We start from the raw sequence: 16,622 nt of genomic DNA on the forward strand, positions 1-16,622 counted from the left end.
CACGGGCTTCGCCCCGGCCCCTGCCGCTGAAGGATCGCTGCCTTGGGTACGGGAACATGACCGCATGCACGTCACGCTGCGCGGCGCGGGCCGCCGCTACGGACTCGGTGGGCCCTGGGTGCTGCGCGGGGTCGACCTGGACGTGCCCGAGGGGGCCGTGTTCCGGGTGCGGGGGCCCAACGGCGCGGGCAAGTCCACGCTGCTGCGCCTGGTCGCCGGGATCGACACGCCCACCGAGGGCCGGGTCATCGGCCGCCCGCGCACGGCCTACGTCCCCGAACGCTTCCCGGCCGCCCTGCCGTTCACCGCCCGCGCCTACCTCACGCACATGGGCCGCATCCACGGCCTCGGCCGCCCGACGGCCGCGCGGCGGGCGGGGGAGTGGCTGGAGCGGTTCGGCGCGGACGCCCACGCCGGTTCACCCCTCGCCGAGCTGTCCAAGGGCAGCAGCCAGAAGGTGGCGGTGGCCGCGGCCCTGCTCGCGGAGCCGGAGCTGCTCGTCCTCGACGAGGCCTGGACCGGGCTCGACACCGCCGCCCGCGACACACTGGACGGCGCCGTCGCCGAACGCGCCGAAGCCGGCGCCGCCGTGCTCTTCGTCGACCACGACCCGCGCCGCCTCGCCGCCACCGCCGACGCGACGTACGAGGTGGAGGGCGGGGCCGTGCTGCGGAGCACCGGAGGCGGCGGCGCGACCGTGGTCGTCGACGCCGCCGGGCCCGCCGGGCACGAGCCCGCCCTGCCGCACCCGCACACCCACGTCCGCCTCGACCCCCGCACCGTACGGATCACCACGGACGCCGCGCACTCCGACGCCGTGCTGCGCACGCTGCTCGCCGCCGACCCGCCCTGGCACATCGTCGCTGTCCGCACGCCCGAGCCCACGGAGATCAACGGATGACCACGGCCCTGCTCACCTACCAGTCGGCCCTGCTGCTGCGCTCGCAGCGCTGGCTCGCACCGGTCGTCCTCTACGCCGCGTTCGCCGCCGTCGGTGTGCAGGCCGGGCAGCCGGTGCTCGACTCCCTCGCGTACACCGCCGCCGCCCTGCTGCCCGTGGGGGCCTGGCTGGCGCGGATATGTGTCACCAACGAGCCGCCCGCGGCCCGCAGTTGCACCGCCGCGGCGACGGCGCCGTGGCGCGCCCACCTGGCGAGCCTGGCCGCCGCGCTCCTCGCCACGGTGGCCGTCGGCGTCGTGGCGAGCGTGGTCGTGGCGCTGATCAGCGACGGGGTCAGCACCGATCGCCTGGTGCGCGTGGCCAGGTGGCCGGCCGCCGGGGCCGGGCTGCTCGCCGTGCTGGTGTGCGCCCTCGTCGGTGTCGCCGTCGGGGCCGTCACCACCTGGCCCGTGGTGCGCGGCACCGGCCTCGGCGTGGCCGCCTTGGTGTTGTGCGCGCTCGTCGCGCTGATCGCCCCCGGCTCACCGGCGAAGTCGGCGGTGAGCGCCCTGGTGACCGGTTCGCAGGACGGGGCGGTGCCGGTCCTGCTGCTGCCGCTCGCGGGGGCGGTGGCCGTCGCCGGAATCTGCGCGACCGCTGCCGGCGCCCTCGCGTCCCGCCGCTGACCGGCTCCAGCGGTTGGGCGTGGATCGAATGCGCTAGGGCCTGTCTTCAAACTCCCGTCGCCGCCCGCCGGGCAGGCGGGAGTTTGAAGACAGGCCCTAGCCGCGCGCCGTCCCCACCAGCTCCGACACCCGCACGAACCGGTAGCCCTTCGCCCGCAGCTTCGGCACCACCGAGCGCACCGCCCGCTCCGTCGTCGGCGCCGCGCTGCGCGTGCAGTGCATGACGACGACCGAACCGGGCCGCACCCCGTCGAGCACCTGCTGGGCCACGGCGTCCGCGTCCGTGGCGAACGCGTCACCGCTCACCACGTCCCACTGCACCGCCGTCACCCCGGTCGGCGTCAGCGCCCGCAGCGCCTCCCGGTCGTAGCAGCCGCCGGGGAACCGGAAGTACGGCACGACGCGCTCGACCCCTGCCTTCCGGAACGCGCCGAACGCGCGGTCGACGTCGGCCCGCATGCCCCGCGCCGGGACCCTCGGCAGTCCGTAGCAGTCCCCGGTGAAGGCGTAGTGGCTGTACGAGTGGTTGGCGACCTCGAAGAGCCGGTCCCGGCCGATGTCCTTGGCCTGCGCGGGATACTCCTCGGCCCAGCGCCCGGTCATGAAGACGGTGGCGGGGACCTTCAACTTCCGCAAAGTGTCGATCAGTTGAGGATTGTCGAAGTGTTCCCCGGACCGAGCCCGCGCCCCCTGGTCGGCCGTCATGTCGGCGTCGAAGGTGAGCGCGACGGTCCGCTCCTTCGTCGCCGCGCCGCGCTCGAAGACGGGGGTGGTGCCGCCCGGCCCGGGCGCGAGGGTGGGCTTGGGGGTGGCCCTCGCTTTCGGGGAGACCTTCGCGGAGGCCTCCGCGGACGCCTTGGGGGTGGCCTTCGGTGAGCTGTCCGCCGCGGGGTCGCCGCATCCGGCGAGGCCGAGAGCGAGCGCGCCCAGGGCGCAGGCCGCAGTAACGCGCCGTACGTGTCTGATCACGCGCCAACAGTATCGTCGGATTCACCGCAAATCGTGCAAATCGGAACGCCGGGGCGTGATCTCGTTCTGTGGGGTACTCGGCACCCATGACGACACCAATGGCTTTCCCCGACCTCTCGACCGCGATCGTCCCGTTCGTCGCCGGTCTGGTGATCGCGCTGGCCCTGATCTGGGCGGTCTGGATGGGCATCAGGTTCCGCCGCCGGGAACCGGGCCCTCCCGACCCGGCCGACCAGCCGAAACTCCCCCGTACGGGCCCGGTCCACGAGGTCCGCGAGGTGCGGGAGCCCGAAGAGATGCCGCACACGGACGACGGCGGCGCCCGTCTGACCCCGCACGAGCTGAACGGCTTCCGCAACGCGGGCAGCAAGCGCAGCAAGGACCAGCGGCCGCGCCGCTGGAGCCGGGGCAACAGCGGCTCGTTCGGCAGCGGCGGCCCGGGCAGCACGTGACGCTCTCGGCGCTACGGAGCGTGACGTCCCGGGCAGTCGTGCTGTCGGGCGTCACGCCGTCAGCGTGCGGCCTCGGCCCGCGCGCGTCGGCGCTCGGCGCGGAGCAGCCCGGCCCGCTCACTCTCGGAGGTGCCGCCCCAGACCCCCGTCGTCTGTCCTGTGGCGACGGCCCACCGCAGGCACTCCGCGATCACCGGGCAGCGTCGGCAGACTTCCTTGGCGGCCTCTACGTCGTCCATGGCGGGCCCGGTCGTGCCGACGGGAAAGAAGACCTCCGGGTCCTCCTCGGCACACGCCGCGCTGTCCAGCCACTCCATCTCCGTGGTCCTCACTGGTAACGGCATGCGGCGGCGGGTGCCCTCAACACCCGCACGGAAACGCGGAGTTTGAGCGGGGTGGCCGCGGGGACCCGGATCGCGGCCGGGTGGCCAGGGGAGTCGAAGGGAAGCCGGGGCGGGGGGATACGCACCCCCCGGCCCCGGCCTCGCTCTGCGACATGGGGCGGGAGGGGCTAGAACGGAACGGAAGCGAAGGGAGAGCCGCCATGCCGAGCGGATCGAATGCCAAGCGTGAGCGCCAGTACGAGAAGATCAAGGAGAGTGCCCAGGACCGGGGCGAGAGCACGTCGCGGGCCAAGGAGATCGCCGCCCGCACGGTGAACAAGGAACGCGCGAGGAGCGGCGAGTCCAAGCAGGCGAGCCGCACGTCGACGCAGGACATCTCCTCCAGCAGGCGCGGCGGTCTGCGTTCCCACCAGGGCTCCGGCGGTCCGACGAGGGACCAGCTCTACGAGGAGGCCAAGGACCGGGGCGTCGAGGGCCGCTCGAAGATGAACAAGTCCCAGCTCGCCAAGGCATTGGGGCGCTGATCACCCCATGGACAGGGAACCGGACGCCGTCCCGAGGGACCTCCCCGACCAGCAGGCCGACGCCGACGACACCGAAACCGCCGAGCCGCAGACCGGGGCCGCCGCTGAGGATGCCCCGGCGGACGAGACCGCGACCGACGTCTCCGTCCCCGACTCGGACGTGGCGGGCACCGGCCGCACCGGCGCACCCCACGCCCCGGGCACCCACCCGGACCAGCCCGTCCCGGACGAACCCGCCGACTAGGTCGACAGGGCCTCCCCGTACGTAGCCCTAACGCCCCCGCAGCGCTCCCGCCATCTGGTCGAAGAGTGCCGCGTGGGCGCGGGCGCTGGCGGGGACCTCCGGGTTCCACGGCAGTACCGGGGCCCGTTCGGCGACGGACGCCCAGTGCGGGTCGGCCGCGTACTGTTCGCGCGGCGCCGCGTTGGCGCGCGCGTCCGACAGGATGACGTCCGGGGCGAGTTCGGCGACATCCCGCCACGTCCCCGTGTACCAGTTGGCGCCGGGCCCCTCGGGCGGCGCCACCATGCCCACCCCCAGCCCGCCGAGCGCGCTCAGGTCGGGCCACTTAGTGGGTCGGGCCAGATGTACCGCGTCCGCCCCTGCGGCCGAGAGGGCCAGCACCCTGACGTTCCGCGCCCCGCGGGCCGCGACCCCCAACTGCCGCTCGGCGCGTGCCAGTTCCTCCCGCGCCGCCGTCGGCTCCGAGGCCCCGAGCGAGCGCCCGAGCTCCGCGAAGCGCTCCCGTACGCCGCCCAACGTGCGGCCCTGCCCCACGTCGATCACGGCGACGGGGACGTGCTCCTCCAGATGCTTCGCCGTATCGGGCTCGACCCCGTACACCTGCCCGCCGCCGTACGTGAGCGCCACGACCAGGTCGGGGCCGGCCGCGAGTACGTCGTCCAGGCCGAGGCCGGCTCCCGCGCCCAGATACGCGAGGTCGTCCAGCGGCAGCGCGCCGGACTTGGCGTGATCGGGCTCGTCGCCGTCATGGAACGAGCCGAAGATCCCCACCGGGCGTAAGCCCAGATCCCACAGGCTCGCCGCGGCCTGTATATAGGCGACGACGCGCCGTGGCGTCTCGCTCGCGGACGTCAGGTGTCCGCGGTCGTCGGTGAACTCCCAGGCTGTGGTTGACCGTTCTTCCATGGGGGGACCTTGCCCAGGGCACTCGCCCGGCACGCGGCACGCCACCCGTGAAAACCGGCCACGCGAACGGCCGTCCCCTCGAACGAGGGAACGGCCGACCGGTCATGCGCGAGCGGACCAGCGCGCTAGGCCACGGTCCCTAGTGCCACGGTCCCGTCACCGCGAACGTGGTCCCCGGCGTATAGCAGTTCACGAACATCGTCTCGCCGTCCGGTGAGAACGTGACCCCGGCGAACTCGCCCCACTCGGGCTCGTCGGCCGTCCCGATGTTCTGCCGGCCGCGCGCCATGGCGTACACCTCGCCCTTGCGCGTCACGCCGTACACGTGCTGCGCGCCCTCGCCGTCCTCGCACACCATCAGGCCACCGCTGGGTGCGAGGCAGATGTTGTCGGGCTCCTCGCCCGGGAGCTGGACGTCCGTGTCGGGGCCGAAGACGATGACCAGCGTCAGACGGCGCGACGACGGGTCGTAGCGCCAGATCTGCCCGAAGTGGTCGGCGGCCGAGCCCTCGCGGCTGCGGGCGTACGACGAGACGAAGTAGACGCTCGACCCGCCCCAGTAGCAGCCCTCCAGCTTCTGCGCGTGGGTGATGCCCTTCGGGCCGAAGTCCTGGTTGCGGATGGGTGTCTGGGCGGCCAGCGGGTCCGGCACGTCGACCCATTCGATGCCGCTGAACGTGGCGCCGGTCTCCTGGACCGCCGACAGGTCCGGCACGCCGGGCACCCGCATAGCCTGCAGCTTCCCGCCCGCGCGCAGTGAACCGAGGCCGCCCTTCGTGTTCTTGGGCAGGAAGCGGTAGAAGAGGCCGAAGGGCTTGTCGAAGGCGTCCTCCGTCTCGTAGACGACACCGCGCTTCGGATCGACGGCGATCGCCTCGTGCTGGAAGCGGCCCATCGCGGTGAGCGGGACGGCGCCCGAGCGGTGCGGGTCGACCGGGTCGACCTCGAAGATGAAGCCGTGGTCCTTGGTGTAGCCGTTCGTACCGGCCTTGTCCTCGGTCTCCTCGCAGGTCAGCCAGGTACCCCACGGCGTGGGCCCGCCCGCGCAGTTGACCGCCGTGCCGGCGATGCCGACCCGCTCGGACACGACGTTGTTCTTCCGGTCGACGGTGAGCGCGGTACAGCCGCCCTTGCCCATCGGGTCGTACGTCAGACCCTCGACGGTCGGTACGCCGATCTTCCCGGTGACCCGGTTCTCGTGGTTGCGTACGAGGTGTACGCGGCCCTGTCTGCCGGCGAAGGCCGCCATGCCGTCGTGGTTCGACGGCACCTTGCCCTCGCCGGAGCGCAGTGGCTCCCCCTCCCGCGACAGGACCTTGTAGCGGAATCCCTTCGGGAGGTCGAGAAGACCGGCCGGGTCGGGCACCAACGGGCCGTATCCGGCGCGTCCTTGGGCGGCGGCCGAGCCGGCGAACAGCTCGGAGAGGTTCCCCGCGAACGCGATGCCCACTCCCAGGGCGCCGGTACGGGCGAGGACCTGACGCCGGGTCGCCGGCTGTCGTGCGTCTGCTGCGTCTGTGGTGCCTGCTGCGTCTGTGGTGTCTGCGGTGCGTGACATGGGTGCAACCTCCTGCTGGCGGACAGGAACTGTGACCCGGCTGTGTTTATCACGTGCCTTTCGCCGCGGGAACCACGCGCGTAGCGCCCGCGTTTCGTGCACCCACCCACGTAACGCCTCACCTGGGGGTTACTCGTGCACGAGACCCTTCGCGTCACGCGCGAGCGCGGTCAGCCGGGAGATCGCCCGGAAGTACTTCTTCTTGTAGCCGCCGTTCAGCATCTCCTCGCTGAACAACTGGTCGAACGGGAGCCCGGACGTGAGCACGGGTATCTCCCGGTCGTAGAGCCGGTCCGCCAGGACGACGAGCCGCAGCGCGGTCGACTGGTCGGGCACCGCCGCCACATCGGTGAGGCAGACGGCCTTCAGGTCGTCCGTCAGTGCCCCGTACCGGCTCGGGTGCACGCGCGCGAGGTGCTCCAGAAGGTGCGGGAAGTCGTCGAGCGAGGCGCCCTCGGTGGCGTACGCCGCCTTGGTGACCTGCTCGTCGGTGAACGGCGAGGGGGCCTCGGGGAGGCCGCGGTGCCGGTAGTCCTCGCCGTCGATGCGCAGCGGCCTGAAGTGGGCCGACAGGCCCTGGATCTCGCGCAGGAAGTCGGCGGAGGCGAACCGGCCCTCGCCGAGCTTGCCCGGCAGCGTGTTCGACGTCGCGGCGAGCGCGACACCCGCCTCGACCAGCTTCCCCAGGAGGGACGACACGAGCACCGTGTCCCCCGGATCGTCCAGCTCGAACTCGTCGATGCACAGCAGCCGGTGCCCGCTGAGCGTCCTGACGGTCTGCTGGAAGCCGAGCGCGCCGACGAGGTTCGTCAGCTCCACGAACGTGCCGAAGGCCTTGTACTCGGGCTCCGCGGGCGTCGCGTGCCAGAGGGAGGCGAGGAGGTGGGTCTTGCCGACGCCGTAGCCGCCGTCGAGGTAGACGCCGAGCGGTCCGGTCGGGGCGGCGGGCTTCTTGCTGAACCAGCGGCGCTTGCCCGCGCCGGACGCGTGCGCCCCGCCGAGGCCGGCCGCGAACGAGCTCAGGACCTGCACGGCCTCGGGCTGGCTGGGCTGCTTCGGGTCCGGTATGTACGTGTCGAAGCGAACGGAGTCGAAGCGGGGCGGCGGCACCATCTCGGCGACCAGGCGCTCCGCGGGGACATGCGGCTCGCGGGCGCACAGGGACAGCGGCGACGGGTCGGGTATGGGGCTGATGCCCATCTGGCTGGACTCCCGGGAGTCGGTGGCTTCGAGGGATGACGACACAGCCACCCAGCTTAGTCGCCGTGCCACACTGCACGTCATGCGACGCCTGTTCCCTGTGACGTACGAAACAGCAGATGGCAAGGGGTACGAGGGGAGGGAGGCGAGCCCCGAGGGGCATGAGTGGAGCCTCGACGAGCTCGCCGACGCCTACGCCTACCCGCCCGAGGCCGGGCACGCGCCGTGGCTGCGGGCCAACATGGTCTCCACGCTCGACGGCGCGGCCCAGCACGACGGCCGCTCCCAGCCCATCTCCAACGCCACCGACATGCGGGTCTTCGGCATGCTGCGCGGCCTCGCCGACGTCGTCGTGGTCGGCGCGGAGACGGTCCGCCTGGAGGGCTACCGCCCGGCCCGCGCGCGCGAGGCGTTCGCGGCGCGCAGAGAGGCGGCCGGGCAGGGCCCCGCCCCGCAGATCGCCGTGATCAGCGCCAGCCTCGACCTCGACTTCGGCCTGCCCCTGTTCACCGACCCGCTGGTGCCGACGCTGCTGCTCACCGGCGCGGGCGCATCGGCCGACCGGATCGCGGCGGCGCGCGGAGCGGGCGTGGAGGTGCTGATCGCCGGCGACGGCGCGGCGGTCGAGCCGGACCGCGCTGTGGCGGCGCTCGGCGAGCGGGGCCTCAAGCGCCTGCTCACCGAGGGCGGGCCGAGGATGCTCGGCCAGTTCGTGGCGGGCCGGGCACTCGACGAGCTGTGCCTGACCGTGTCCCCGGTGCTCACCGCGGGCGACGCCCAGCGGATCGCGGGCGGCTCGACCCTGGCCGTGCCGGAGCGGTTCGAACTGACGTCCCTGCTGGAGGAGGACGGATTCCTCTTCAGCCGTTACGCCAGGCCGCGGGGCGCACAGTAGCCGCTGTCGCCGAAAGCACGGCGACATTCGGCGGAATGAGTCGTTCCGTTTAGCTTTGGCTGGGCACACTAAATCTCGCAGACCCCGTGCGAATGCGGGGCAGGATGGTTTCCGCAGGTCCGCTGGTCCACCCGGAGGGTCGTCGTCAGTCGGCCCACGGTAGGAGAAGAAGGGCGCCCGTCGTGTTCACGAGCGTATTGATGATCGAGAAGGCTCTGACCTCCGCCGACGTGGAGTTCGTCACCACCTTGCACGGTGAGGAGGACGTCTCCTTCCACGTGCTGCTCCAGCCCCGCGGGGACCAGGCGGACCGCCTGCTGCGGGCCATCGACGACGTCGCGATGGGAGAGTTCGACGAGGCGGGCAGGGAGAGCGAGGTGCCCGAGGGCGACGAGGCCAAGGGCCCGGCGGAGAAGGCCCTCGCCGTCTCCCTCGCCGCGCTGCACCAGGCGGGCAGCGAGGCGGTCGGCCGCCTCATCGAGGACCACCCGCTGAGCGCCCTCAAGGCCCTCGTCGACGAGGTGCGGGCGGACGAGGTCATCGTGCTGACCGATCCGCACTACGTCGAGGAGTTCTTCCACCGGGACTGGGCCTCGCGCGCCCGCCACCAGGTCGGCGTACCGGTCCTGAAGCTGTTCTCGCACAGCAAGGCGTAACAGCAAGGCGTAACAGGGAGAGGTGCGGGGCGGCACAGGCCGAGGCAATAGGCTGGGGCCCGTGCCGTGGTCGTCGTGATCACGGATCAGGACATCCGAGAACCCCAGGGGAGACCACGCATGGCACCCGGCCTGCCGCAATCCGTCGCCGACATGGACCGACCGCACTTCATCGGCATCGGCGGCGCCGGCATGTCGGGCATCGCCAAGATCCTCGCCCAGCGCGGCGCGCGGGTGGCGGGCAGCGACGCCCGTGAGTCCGCGACGGCGCAGGCGCTGCGCGAGCTCGGCGTGAGCGTGCACATCGGTCACGACGCCGCGCACCTCGCCTCGGACGCGACCTGTGTGGTCGTCTCCTCGGCCATCCGCGAGGACAACCCGGAGCTGGCCCGTGCCAAGGAGCTCGGCGTTCCGGTCGTGCACCGCTCCGACGCCCTCGCCTCCTTGATGGACGGCCTGCGCCCGATCGCGGTGGCGGGCACGCACGGCAAGACGACCACGACGTCGATGCTCGCGGTGTCCCTGAAGTCCCTCGGCCTTCAGCCCTCCTACGCCATCGGCGGCGACCTGGACGTCCCCGGCTCCAACGCCGATCACGGCGAGGGCGAGATCTTCGTCGCCGAGGCCGACGAATCGGACCGCAGCTTCCACAAGTACGCGCCGGAAGTCGCGATCATCCTCAACGTCGAACTCGACCACCACGCGAACTACGCGTCCATGGACGAGATCTACGAGTCCTTCGAGACGTTCACCGGGAAGATCACCCCCGGCGGCACCCTCGTCATCGCCGCGGACCAGGCGGGCGCGGCCGAGCTGACCCGCCGGGTCCGGGACACGACGTCCCTCAAGGTCGTCACGTACGGCGAGTCCGAGGGCGCGGACATCCGCATCCACAAGATCACCCCGCGCGGCCTGGCCAGCGAGGTGACCGTCCTCCTCGACGGCAAGCTGCTGACCTTCACGGTCTCCGTCCCCGGCCGCCACTACGCGCAGAACGCGGTGGCCGCGCTCGCGGCGGGCGTCGCGATGGGCATCCCGGCCCGGAACCTGGCCTCGGCGCTCAAGTCGTACACGGGCGTCAAGCGCCGCCTCCAGCTCAAGGGCGAGGAGAGCGACGTGCAGGTCATCGACTCCTACGCCCACCACCCCACGGAGATGGCGGCCGACCTGGAAGCCATGCGCTCGGCGGCCGCCGACACCCGCAGCGGCCGTGTCCTCGTCCTCTTCCAGCCCCACCTCTTCTCCCGCACCCAGGAGCTGGGCAAGGAGATGGGCGCCGCCCTCGCGCTCGCGGACGCCTCGGTCGTCCTCGACATCTACCCGGCCCGCGAGGACCCGATCCCCGGCATCACCAGCGCCCTGATCATCGACGCCGCGGTCGAGGCGGGCGCCGAGGTGCAGGCCGCCGCCGACAAGGACACGGCGGTCGCGGCGATCGCGGGAATGGCCAAGCCCGGCGATCTCGTTCTCACCATGGGAGCGGGCGACGTCACGGAGCTCGGCCCGCGGATCCTGGACCAGCTGAGGGGTTGAGAGACATGTCGTACGACGTCGAGAAGCCGGACGAGCAGTGGCGCACGGAGCTGACTCCGGCGGAGTACGCGGTGCTCCGCCAGGCCGGCACGGAGCCCGCGTTCCGCGGTGAGTACACCGACACGAAGACGAAGGGCGTCTACGGCTGCCGGGCCTGCGGCGCCGAGCTCTTCACGTCCACCGAGAAGTTCGAGTCGCACTGCGGCTGGCCGTCCTTCTACGACCCGAAGAACACCGACGCCGTGGAACTCATCGAGGACCGCTCCCACGGCATGCTCCGCACCGAGGTGCGCTGCGCGCGCTGCGGCTCGCACCTCGGCCACGTCTTCGAGGGCGAGGGCTATGCGACGCCCACGGATCAGCGGTACTGCATCAACTCGATCTCGCTCACGCTGGCGTCGGACGAGGACTGACCGCGACCGGCCCACCCCTGAACGCATGCTGCCCACACAGATATTTCTGTGTGGGCAGCATGCGCCGCGCGGTGAAAGTCGAACGGCGCGATGCTGTCCGTGAGATCGAGATCCACCGTGGGGAAGCGCTGCTTGAGAGGGCGTGGGACGGCGATGATGTCCCCGTGACCGCACACGTGCTCTGTGACTCCATGGCGGGCCACCTCACGGCAGAACCGAGTGATCGGGATGTACGGCATTGACGGGTCGAGCTTCAGAGCCCCGGAGGCGAAACCGCTGAGTATCTCGCCGACGGCGATACTCAGCCGGCCGTCATAGGCACTCTGATCGGAGTGGCAGGCTGCGATCACCCAGACGCGACGGCGTTCCGGCCGGACCAGCGACCGCAGGTGCTCCGTCACCACCGACCCGGAGTGACACAGGTCGAGGATCAGCAGGACGGCAGGATCGCCGGTGCCGTCCGCTGCCTGGGCCTCTGCCATGGTGACCCAGCGGGTGAGCGGCTCGGCGAGGTGGTGAAGTCGGCCTTGCTCTTGACCGCCTGCGTGAGAGCGTCCTCCAGCGGAACGTAGCTGTTGCCATTGCGGGGGCGAATCCTCGGCGGAGTCCACGGCGGGTCCTTTGACCCCGACCACCAACACCTGATGCCGCATTGCACATCCCGTCCCCGTCAACTCGGGCGACGGCCGGCTCGGAACGTGACTTGAACCCTCGTAATACGCGTCATACGATGACGGTATGGCGAAGACGCGGATCAGTATCAGCCTCGATCAACGGCAGGCCGAACGCATCAAGGAGCACGCGGAGCGGGCGGGCATGGATGTTTCGGCCTACCTGGTGCATGCCGCGACACGGCAGATGGCCGAGAGCGACGCCATAGAGGAGCAGTTCGCCGGGGTGGACGCTCTGATCGCCAAGGCGGAGCGGGAGGCCGGTGGGATGACCGGTGAGTCGGCCGCGGAGTCGGTGGAGCTGACGGAGCAGGAGCGCCGGGAGGTCGAGGAGGCGCTCGGCCTCGTTCACGGCCAGGGTCGGCAGGGACACAATCCGGGGTATGCCGCGTGAGTGCTCGGGTGCCGGTCTACGACTCCGGCATGCTCATCGCGCTCGCCGACCGAAAGGCGAAGGCGGTGGCGCTGCACGAAGGGGTGCGGTCGGCTCCGCATCGGGCGCTGGTGCTGGGGCCGGTCCTCGCACAGGTGTGGCGCCCACGTCCGGCGCTGGTGCACTCCCTGTCAGGGGTGCTCAAGGGCTGCACGATCCCACAAGCCCGTACCTCGGAGCCCGCGATGCGTGAGACGAAGGTGGGCCGCCCGGAGTGCCTGGCGTGTGCGGCTGGCCCCGATCTGGCCGACTGGCGGCGTGTCGGTACGGCCCTGGGGCAGGCGGCGCTGCCCGTGAAGAAGCGGCCCGACGCGGTGGACGCGTGGGTGGCGCTCGCCGCCGCCAGGCACGGCAGCGCGGTGATCTTCACCAGTGATCCGGACGACATCCGTGCGTACTTGGCGGTTCTGGCACCGCCGGACGTGCATGTGGTGGCCGTCTGAGAGCGGAACTCACGTGAGTCCGTGTGCTCCGGACGCATCGAGGCCGCTCTCTCGGCGGGATCCGTTTACCGCACCGTCACGGGCCGGAAGCCCGGGTTGCTCACGCAGTCCGACATGCTCTCGGTGTTGGTCTCCTTGTTGATCGGGCAGGCGCCGATGACGAAGCGCGACGCGACACCGCCGGGGAAGGCGACCTCGACCTGGTCGGCGAACTTGTGCGTGTCGCCGATCGTCTCGTTGACGTCGATGCCGTTCGGGGCGTCGATGTAGTAGTTGTACGCGCCGCCCTTCATCCACTTGGTCCACTTCTTAAAGAGGTCGTGGTCACGCGTGGTGGAGACGAACGGCGACGGCTGGTTCTTGAGGACGTAGCTCTCCAGGTCGTACTGCCCGTACTTGACGTCCTTCGGGGCGAAGCCCTCCTTGAAGATGACCGCTGGCGCGCGGCCGTCCGCCCGGTACAGCGTCTGGCAGTCGTTCCGGTACTCCGGTTCCGGCGAGATCTTGTCGAGGGGGACGCGGTCGACGGCCGCGTAGAGGCGGTCCGGGACGACGGGGCAGGAGGCGGGCGCGGCCTTCGCCACGGAGGCGGCGGACTTCGCGGTGTCGGCGTCCGGGGCACTGGCCGTGGCCGACGGAGCGGACGCGAGGGCCAGTACGGACACCGCGGCGGCGGGCAGCGTGGCGAGGCGGCGTGCGGTGCGGGGGATCTTGTTGATCATCATGAGCAGAACCATCGGGGGCCGCGATCAAGATCCCCGCCAATCACCGGATCGTGGGCGTGTGCGGGTGCGTGTCCGGGTGCATCCGTAGTTCCTTGATCCCGTTGATGAAGTTCGACACGAGGCGCTTCGGCGGGGCCGCGAGCGTCAGGGCCGGGAGCGTGCGGCCCACCTCCTCGTACAGCGCCCGGAGTTGAAGACGGGCGAAGTGGGCGCCCAGGCAGACGTGCGGACCGTCTCCGAAGGAGACGTGGGGGTTGGGGGCGCGGGCCAGGTCCAGGGTGAACGGCGCGGGGAAGACGCGTTCGTCGTGGTTGGCGGAGGCGTGGAAGACGACCACCTTGTCGCCGCGCTTGATGGGGGCGCCCGCCAGGGTCGTGTCCTCGGTCGCCGTGCGGCGGAAGGTCAGGACCGGTGGGTGGCGGCGCAGGAGTTCGTCGAGTGCGGGCGCCCATTCGGCTTTCCCTGTGCGGAGTTGCTCGTACGCGGGCGGGGAACCGGCCAGCAGCGCCAGGCCGCCCGGGGCCGCGCTGCGGACCGTGTCGTTGCCGGCGATCGTCAGCAGGAAGAAGAACATCTGGCGTTCGGGCGGAGTGAGATCGGGATCCGTGGCGAGCGTCGACATGATGTCGTCGGCCGGGTGGGCGCGCTTGTGGGCCGTCAGTTCGTCGGCGTACGCGAACATGTCGGCCAGCGCGGAGGGGGAGCGCGGGTTCACCGGTGGGCCGGTGGGCACCGTGGTCTCGTCCGGGTCCTGGTAACCGATGACGCGGCGGGTCCAGTGCAGGAGCAGCGCGCGGTCGGACTCCGGCACGCCCAGGAGGTCGGCGAGGTTCAGGAGGGCGTAGTCGTCGGTGACCGTGGCGACGAGGTCCACCGTGTCCGTGTCCGTGTCCGTGTCCGCGTTCTCGTTCTCGTTCTCGTGAAGTGCCTTGTGCAGCAGGGTTCTTGCCCGGTTGCGTACCGACTCCTCGAACGCCTCCACGCGGCGCGGCGTGAACGCCCGGCTCACCAGGCGGCGCAGCCTGCCGTGGGCCGGCGGATCCTGGTTGAGCATCATGCCGCGGATGAACGGGAGGTCCGCCGGGTCCGGATCACGGATCTGGGTCGCGCCCAGGTACGAGGAGTACACCGACGCGTCCTTGAGGACCCGGACCACGTCCGCGTGCCGGGTGACCGCCCAGAAGCCGGGGCCCTCCGGCCAGCCCAGGACCGCGGGCTCCGGCTGCCAGGCCACCGGGTGGTGGTCGCGCAGCGCCTGGTAGCGGTCGTGCGGGACACCACGCGCGTACACGCGCGGGTCGAAGACGTCGGGAACGGCAGGGGTCACGAACCGTCCGCCCGCAGGAAGTCCTCCATGACGCGGATCAGTGCGAGCGGCGCCTCGTCCATCGCGTAGTGACCGCACACCGGGAGGTCGACGAGCTCACCGCGGGTGAACCAGGTCAGCCACGTCGAGCGGATCAGGGGCGCGGCCAGCGCCGGGTCGAGCTGTCCGGTGACCGCGAGCGCGGGGATCGTACAGGGCTCCAGGTCCGTGTGGAAGTCGTCGCCGGTCCACGAGTCGAGCCACGCCCGGAACGCCTTGGCGTCACTGCACGCGAGCGAGCGCTCCACCATGCGGTCCAGCCACGCGGCGGGGCGTACGCCGCCCGTCGTGACGTCGATGATCGCGCGGCGGTTGGCGGGCGAGGCGTCGGCCGTCGCGAACAGCTCCCACTGCTCGGGCGTCATGGGCAGACCGGACGCCGGAACCGGGGACACCCCCACGATGCGCCGCACCCGCCGCGGCGCGTTCGCCACCACGCGCTGTGCCACGCTGCCACCCATGGAGTGTCCTATCAGCGAGAACCGCTCCCAGCCGAGCCGGTCCGCGAGGTCGAGCACGTCCGCGGCGGCCTCGGCCGTCGTGTACGCGCCCGCCGTCTGCTTCGCCTCCCCGTAGCCGCGCAGGTCCACGAGCGCGTACTGGAAGGTGGTGCGATCCAGGTCGGGCACGATCGGCGCGTAGGCGGCGCGGTCGGCGAACCAGCCGTGCACCGCGATCACCTTGTGCGGGCCGTCACCGTGCAGTTCGTACGGCAGGACGAAGGACGAGGCCACGTCGACTCCCCAGGGTGTGGAACTTCAGGCGGTGCCGGACGTCTCCAAGGTGGCGCGGGGCCGGGCCCGGCCACAAGGGGGCGCACGCGCGCGTGACCGCGTGCGCTGTGTCCCATCGGCGACAATGTACGGGTGACCTCCCCACAAGCCCCTCCTGACCGCCCCGACCTGCGCGCCGATTGCGCGGACTGCTTCGGCCTGTGCTGCGTCGCCCTCCCCTTCGCCAAGTCGCACGACTTCGCGCACAACAAGAACGCGGGCACGCCCTGCCGCAACCTTCAGGACGACTTCCGCTGCGGCATCCACACCAGGCTGCGTGACGAGGGCTACCCCGGCTGCACCGTCTTCGACTGCTTCGGCGCGGGGCAGAAGATCTCCCAGGTCACCTTCGAGGGCGTCAGCTGGCGTGAGCGGCCCGAGACCGCCAGGGCCATGTACGAGGTCTTCCCGGTCATGCGTCAACTGCACGAACTGCTCTGGTACTTGAGCGACGTACTGGAACTGGACGCCGCCGGTGCCGTGCACGGGGACGCCCGGCGGGCCCGCGAGGACATCGAGCGCCTCACCCGCGCGCGTAGTGACGAACTCGTCGCCGCCGACGTGCCGGCCATCCGCAGCGACGTGAACGCCCTTCTACTGAAGGCAAGCGAACTGGCACGCGCCGACGTGCCCGGCGCCCTGGGCCGCAAGAAGAACCACCGGGGCGCCGACCTTGTAGGCGCCCGTTTCAAAAAGGCCGACCTACGGGGCGCCAATTTGCGCGGCGCCCTCCTTGTAGCCGCGGATCTGACCGGCGCCGACCTCCGCTCGGCGGACCTGATCGGCGCGGACCTGCGCGACGCACGGCTCGCGGGCGCCGACCTCACCGGGGCGCTGTTCCTCACCCAGGCGCAGGTGAACGCGGCCCGCGGTGACGCCGCCACCCGCATCCCGGCGGGCCTGCGGCGCCCCGCGCACTGGACGTAGGCGCCACGGCACCGGACGTGGACC

The 16,622-nt window shown here is 71.5% G+C and carries 21 protein-coding genes; 12 read left to right on the plus strand and 9 right to left on the minus strand.

Features of this window, described 5'->3' with window-relative positions; genetic code table 11:
- Positions 1-64 precede the first annotated feature (64 nt).
- Both ACFYWS_RS14285 and ACFYWS_RS14290 read left to right on the plus strand, forming a co-directional pair.
- Positions 65-901 (plus strand): ATP-binding cassette domain-containing protein, encoded by an 837-nt coding sequence (locus ACFYWS_RS14285; protein ID WP_389274719.1) that lies wholly within the window; start codon positions 65-67, stop codon positions 899-901.
- Positions 898-1,566: an ABC transporter gene (locus ACFYWS_RS14290; protein ID WP_389274722.1), complete on the plus strand. Its 669-nt coding sequence runs from the start codon at positions 898-900 to the stop codon at positions 1,564-1,566. The genes ACFYWS_RS14285 and ACFYWS_RS14290 overlap by 4 nt, the downstream gene beginning before the upstream one ends.
- A 96-nt stretch (positions 1,567-1,662) precedes the next feature.
- Here ACFYWS_RS14290 and ACFYWS_RS14295 read toward each other — a convergent pair whose 3' ends face one another.
- Entirely contained in the window at positions 1,663-2,535 is an 873-nt protein-coding gene (locus ACFYWS_RS14295; RefSeq protein ID WP_389274725.1) for a polysaccharide deacetylase family protein, read from the minus strand.
- 86 nt (positions 2,536-2,621) lie between these two features.
- Here ACFYWS_RS14295 and ACFYWS_RS14300 point away from each other — a divergent pair, with 86 nt between their 5' ends.
- The gene (locus ACFYWS_RS14300) at positions 2,622-2,987 is read left to right on the plus strand and encodes a DUF6479 family protein (protein ID WP_389274728.1); all 366 of its coding nucleotides are present in this window, start codon (positions 2,622-2,624) and stop codon (positions 2,985-2,987) included.
- Positions 2,988-3,046: 59 nt separating this feature from the next.
- On the opposite strand, the gene ACFYWS_RS14305 is transcribed toward ACFYWS_RS14300, so the two are convergent.
- Complete coding sequence (locus ACFYWS_RS14305; protein WP_389274731.1) at positions 3,047-3,304, minus strand: WhiB family transcriptional regulator; 258 nt, start codon at positions 3,302-3,304, stop codon at positions 3,047-3,049.
- A 227-nt stretch (positions 3,305-3,531) separates the two neighbouring features.
- Between ACFYWS_RS14305 and ACFYWS_RS14310 the strand changes: the two genes are divergently transcribed.
- Both ACFYWS_RS14310 and ACFYWS_RS14315 read left to right on the plus strand, forming a co-directional pair.
- The gene (locus tag ACFYWS_RS14310; RefSeq protein ID WP_389274734.1) at positions 3,532-3,855 is read left to right on the plus strand and encodes a plasmid stabilization protein; all 324 of its coding nucleotides are present in this window, start codon (positions 3,532-3,534) and stop codon (positions 3,853-3,855) included.
- Between the two features lie 7 nt (positions 3,856-3,862).
- A complete protein-coding gene (locus ACFYWS_RS14315; protein WP_389274737.1) occupies positions 3,863-4,099 on the plus strand; it encodes a hypothetical protein in 237 nt (78 codons plus the stop codon).
- A 27-nt stretch (positions 4,100-4,126) separates the two neighbouring features.
- On the opposite strand, the gene ACFYWS_RS14320 is transcribed toward ACFYWS_RS14315, so the two are convergent.
- The 3 genes from ACFYWS_RS14320 to zapE all read right to left on the minus strand — a co-directional run bounded on the left by ACFYWS_RS14320 (position 4,127) and on the right by zapE (position 7,763).
- A complete protein-coding gene (locus ACFYWS_RS14320) occupies positions 4,127-5,005 on the minus strand; it encodes an ABC transporter substrate-binding protein (protein ID WP_389274740.1) in 879 nt (292 codons plus the stop codon).
- 139 nt (positions 5,006-5,144) lie between these two features.
- Complete coding sequence (locus ACFYWS_RS14325) at positions 5,145-6,563, minus strand: PhoX family protein (protein WP_389274743.1); 1,419 nt, start codon at positions 6,561-6,563, stop codon at positions 5,145-5,147.
- Positions 6,564-6,692: 129 nt separating this feature from the next.
- The gene (gene zapE / locus ACFYWS_RS14330; protein WP_389275672.1) at positions 6,693-7,763 is read right to left on the minus strand and encodes a cell division protein ZapE; all 1,071 of its coding nucleotides are present in this window, start codon (positions 7,761-7,763) and stop codon (positions 6,693-6,695) included.
- 82 nt (positions 7,764-7,845) lie between these two features.
- Between zapE and ACFYWS_RS14335 the strand changes: the two genes are divergently transcribed.
- From ACFYWS_RS14335 to msrB, 4 genes are all read left to right on the plus strand, one after another.
- Complete coding sequence (locus tag ACFYWS_RS14335) at positions 7,846-8,658, plus strand: pyrimidine reductase family protein (protein WP_389274746.1); 813 nt, start codon at positions 7,846-7,848, stop codon at positions 8,656-8,658.
- 182 nt (positions 8,659-8,840) lie between these two features.
- On the plus strand, positions 8,841-9,314 hold the full coding sequence (locus ACFYWS_RS14340) for an indole-3-glycerol phosphate synthase (RefSeq protein ID WP_389274749.1): 474 nt from the start codon (positions 8,841-8,843) through the stop codon (positions 9,312-9,314).
- 120 nt (positions 9,315-9,434) lie between these two features.
- Positions 9,435-10,847, plus strand: a complete 1,413-nt coding sequence (gene murC, locus ACFYWS_RS14345; RefSeq protein ID WP_389274752.1) for a UDP-N-acetylmuramate--L-alanine ligase — start codon at positions 9,435-9,437, stop codon at positions 10,845-10,847.
- A gap of 5 nt (positions 10,848-10,852) precedes the next feature.
- Positions 10,853-11,260 (plus strand): peptide-methionine (R)-S-oxide reductase MsrB, encoded by a 408-nt coding sequence (gene msrB, locus ACFYWS_RS14350; protein ID WP_389274755.1) that lies wholly within the window; start codon positions 10,853-10,855, stop codon positions 11,258-11,260.
- On the opposite strand, the gene ACFYWS_RS14355 is transcribed toward msrB, so the two are convergent.
- Entirely contained in the window at positions 11,206-11,871 is a 666-nt protein-coding gene (locus tag ACFYWS_RS14355) for a hypothetical protein (RefSeq protein WP_389274758.1), read from the minus strand. The genes msrB and ACFYWS_RS14355 overlap by 55 nt on opposite strands.
- Positions 11,872-11,998: 127 nt before the next feature.
- Here ACFYWS_RS14355 and ACFYWS_RS14360 point away from each other — a divergent pair, with 127 nt between their 5' ends.
- Together ACFYWS_RS14360 and ACFYWS_RS14365 are read left to right on the plus strand one after the other, a co-directional pair.
- Complete coding sequence (locus ACFYWS_RS14360) at positions 11,999-12,325, plus strand: plasmid mobilization protein (protein WP_389274761.1); 327 nt, start codon at positions 11,999-12,001, stop codon at positions 12,323-12,325.
- Positions 12,322-12,807 carry a hypothetical protein gene (locus tag ACFYWS_RS14365; RefSeq protein WP_389274764.1) on the plus strand — a complete coding sequence of 162 codons (486 nt, stop codon included), beginning with the start codon at positions 12,322-12,324 and terminating at the stop codon, positions 12,805-12,807. The genes ACFYWS_RS14360 and ACFYWS_RS14365 overlap by 4 nt, the downstream gene beginning before the upstream one ends.
- 65 nt (positions 12,808-12,872) lie before the next feature.
- Here ACFYWS_RS14365 and ACFYWS_RS14370 read toward each other — a convergent pair whose 3' ends face one another.
- The 3 genes from ACFYWS_RS14370 to ACFYWS_RS14380 are packed head-to-tail and all read right to left on the minus strand — an operon-like array spanning position 12,873 to position 15,632.
- Positions 12,873-13,529, minus strand: coding sequence for an ADP-ribosyltransferase (locus ACFYWS_RS14370; protein ID WP_389275675.1), 657 nt, complete (start codon positions 13,527-13,529; stop codon positions 12,873-12,875).
- Positions 13,530-13,572: 43 nt separating this feature from the next.
- On the minus strand, positions 13,573-14,859 hold the full coding sequence (locus tag ACFYWS_RS14375) for a cytochrome P450 (protein ID WP_389274767.1): 1,287 nt from the start codon (positions 14,857-14,859) through the stop codon (positions 13,573-13,575).
- Positions 14,856-15,632 (minus strand): alpha/beta fold hydrolase, encoded by a 777-nt coding sequence (locus ACFYWS_RS14380; protein ID WP_389274770.1) that lies wholly within the window; start codon positions 15,630-15,632, stop codon positions 14,856-14,858. Before ACFYWS_RS14380 ends, ACFYWS_RS14375 begins: the two co-directional genes overlap by 4 nt.
- Positions 15,633-15,764: 132 nt before the next feature.
- Here ACFYWS_RS14380 and ACFYWS_RS14385 point away from each other — a divergent pair, with 132 nt between their 5' ends.
- Positions 15,765-16,598 carry a pentapeptide repeat-containing protein gene (locus tag ACFYWS_RS14385; protein WP_389274773.1) on the plus strand — a complete coding sequence of 278 codons (834 nt, stop codon included), beginning with the start codon at positions 15,765-15,767 and terminating at the stop codon, positions 16,596-16,598.
- Positions 16,599-16,622 lie beyond the last annotated feature (24 nt).

The sequence above is a fragment of the Streptomyces sp. NPDC002795 genome (assembly GCF_042888725.1).
Taxonomy (GTDB): domain Bacteria; phylum Actinomycetota; class Actinomycetes; order Streptomycetales; family Streptomycetaceae; genus Streptomyces.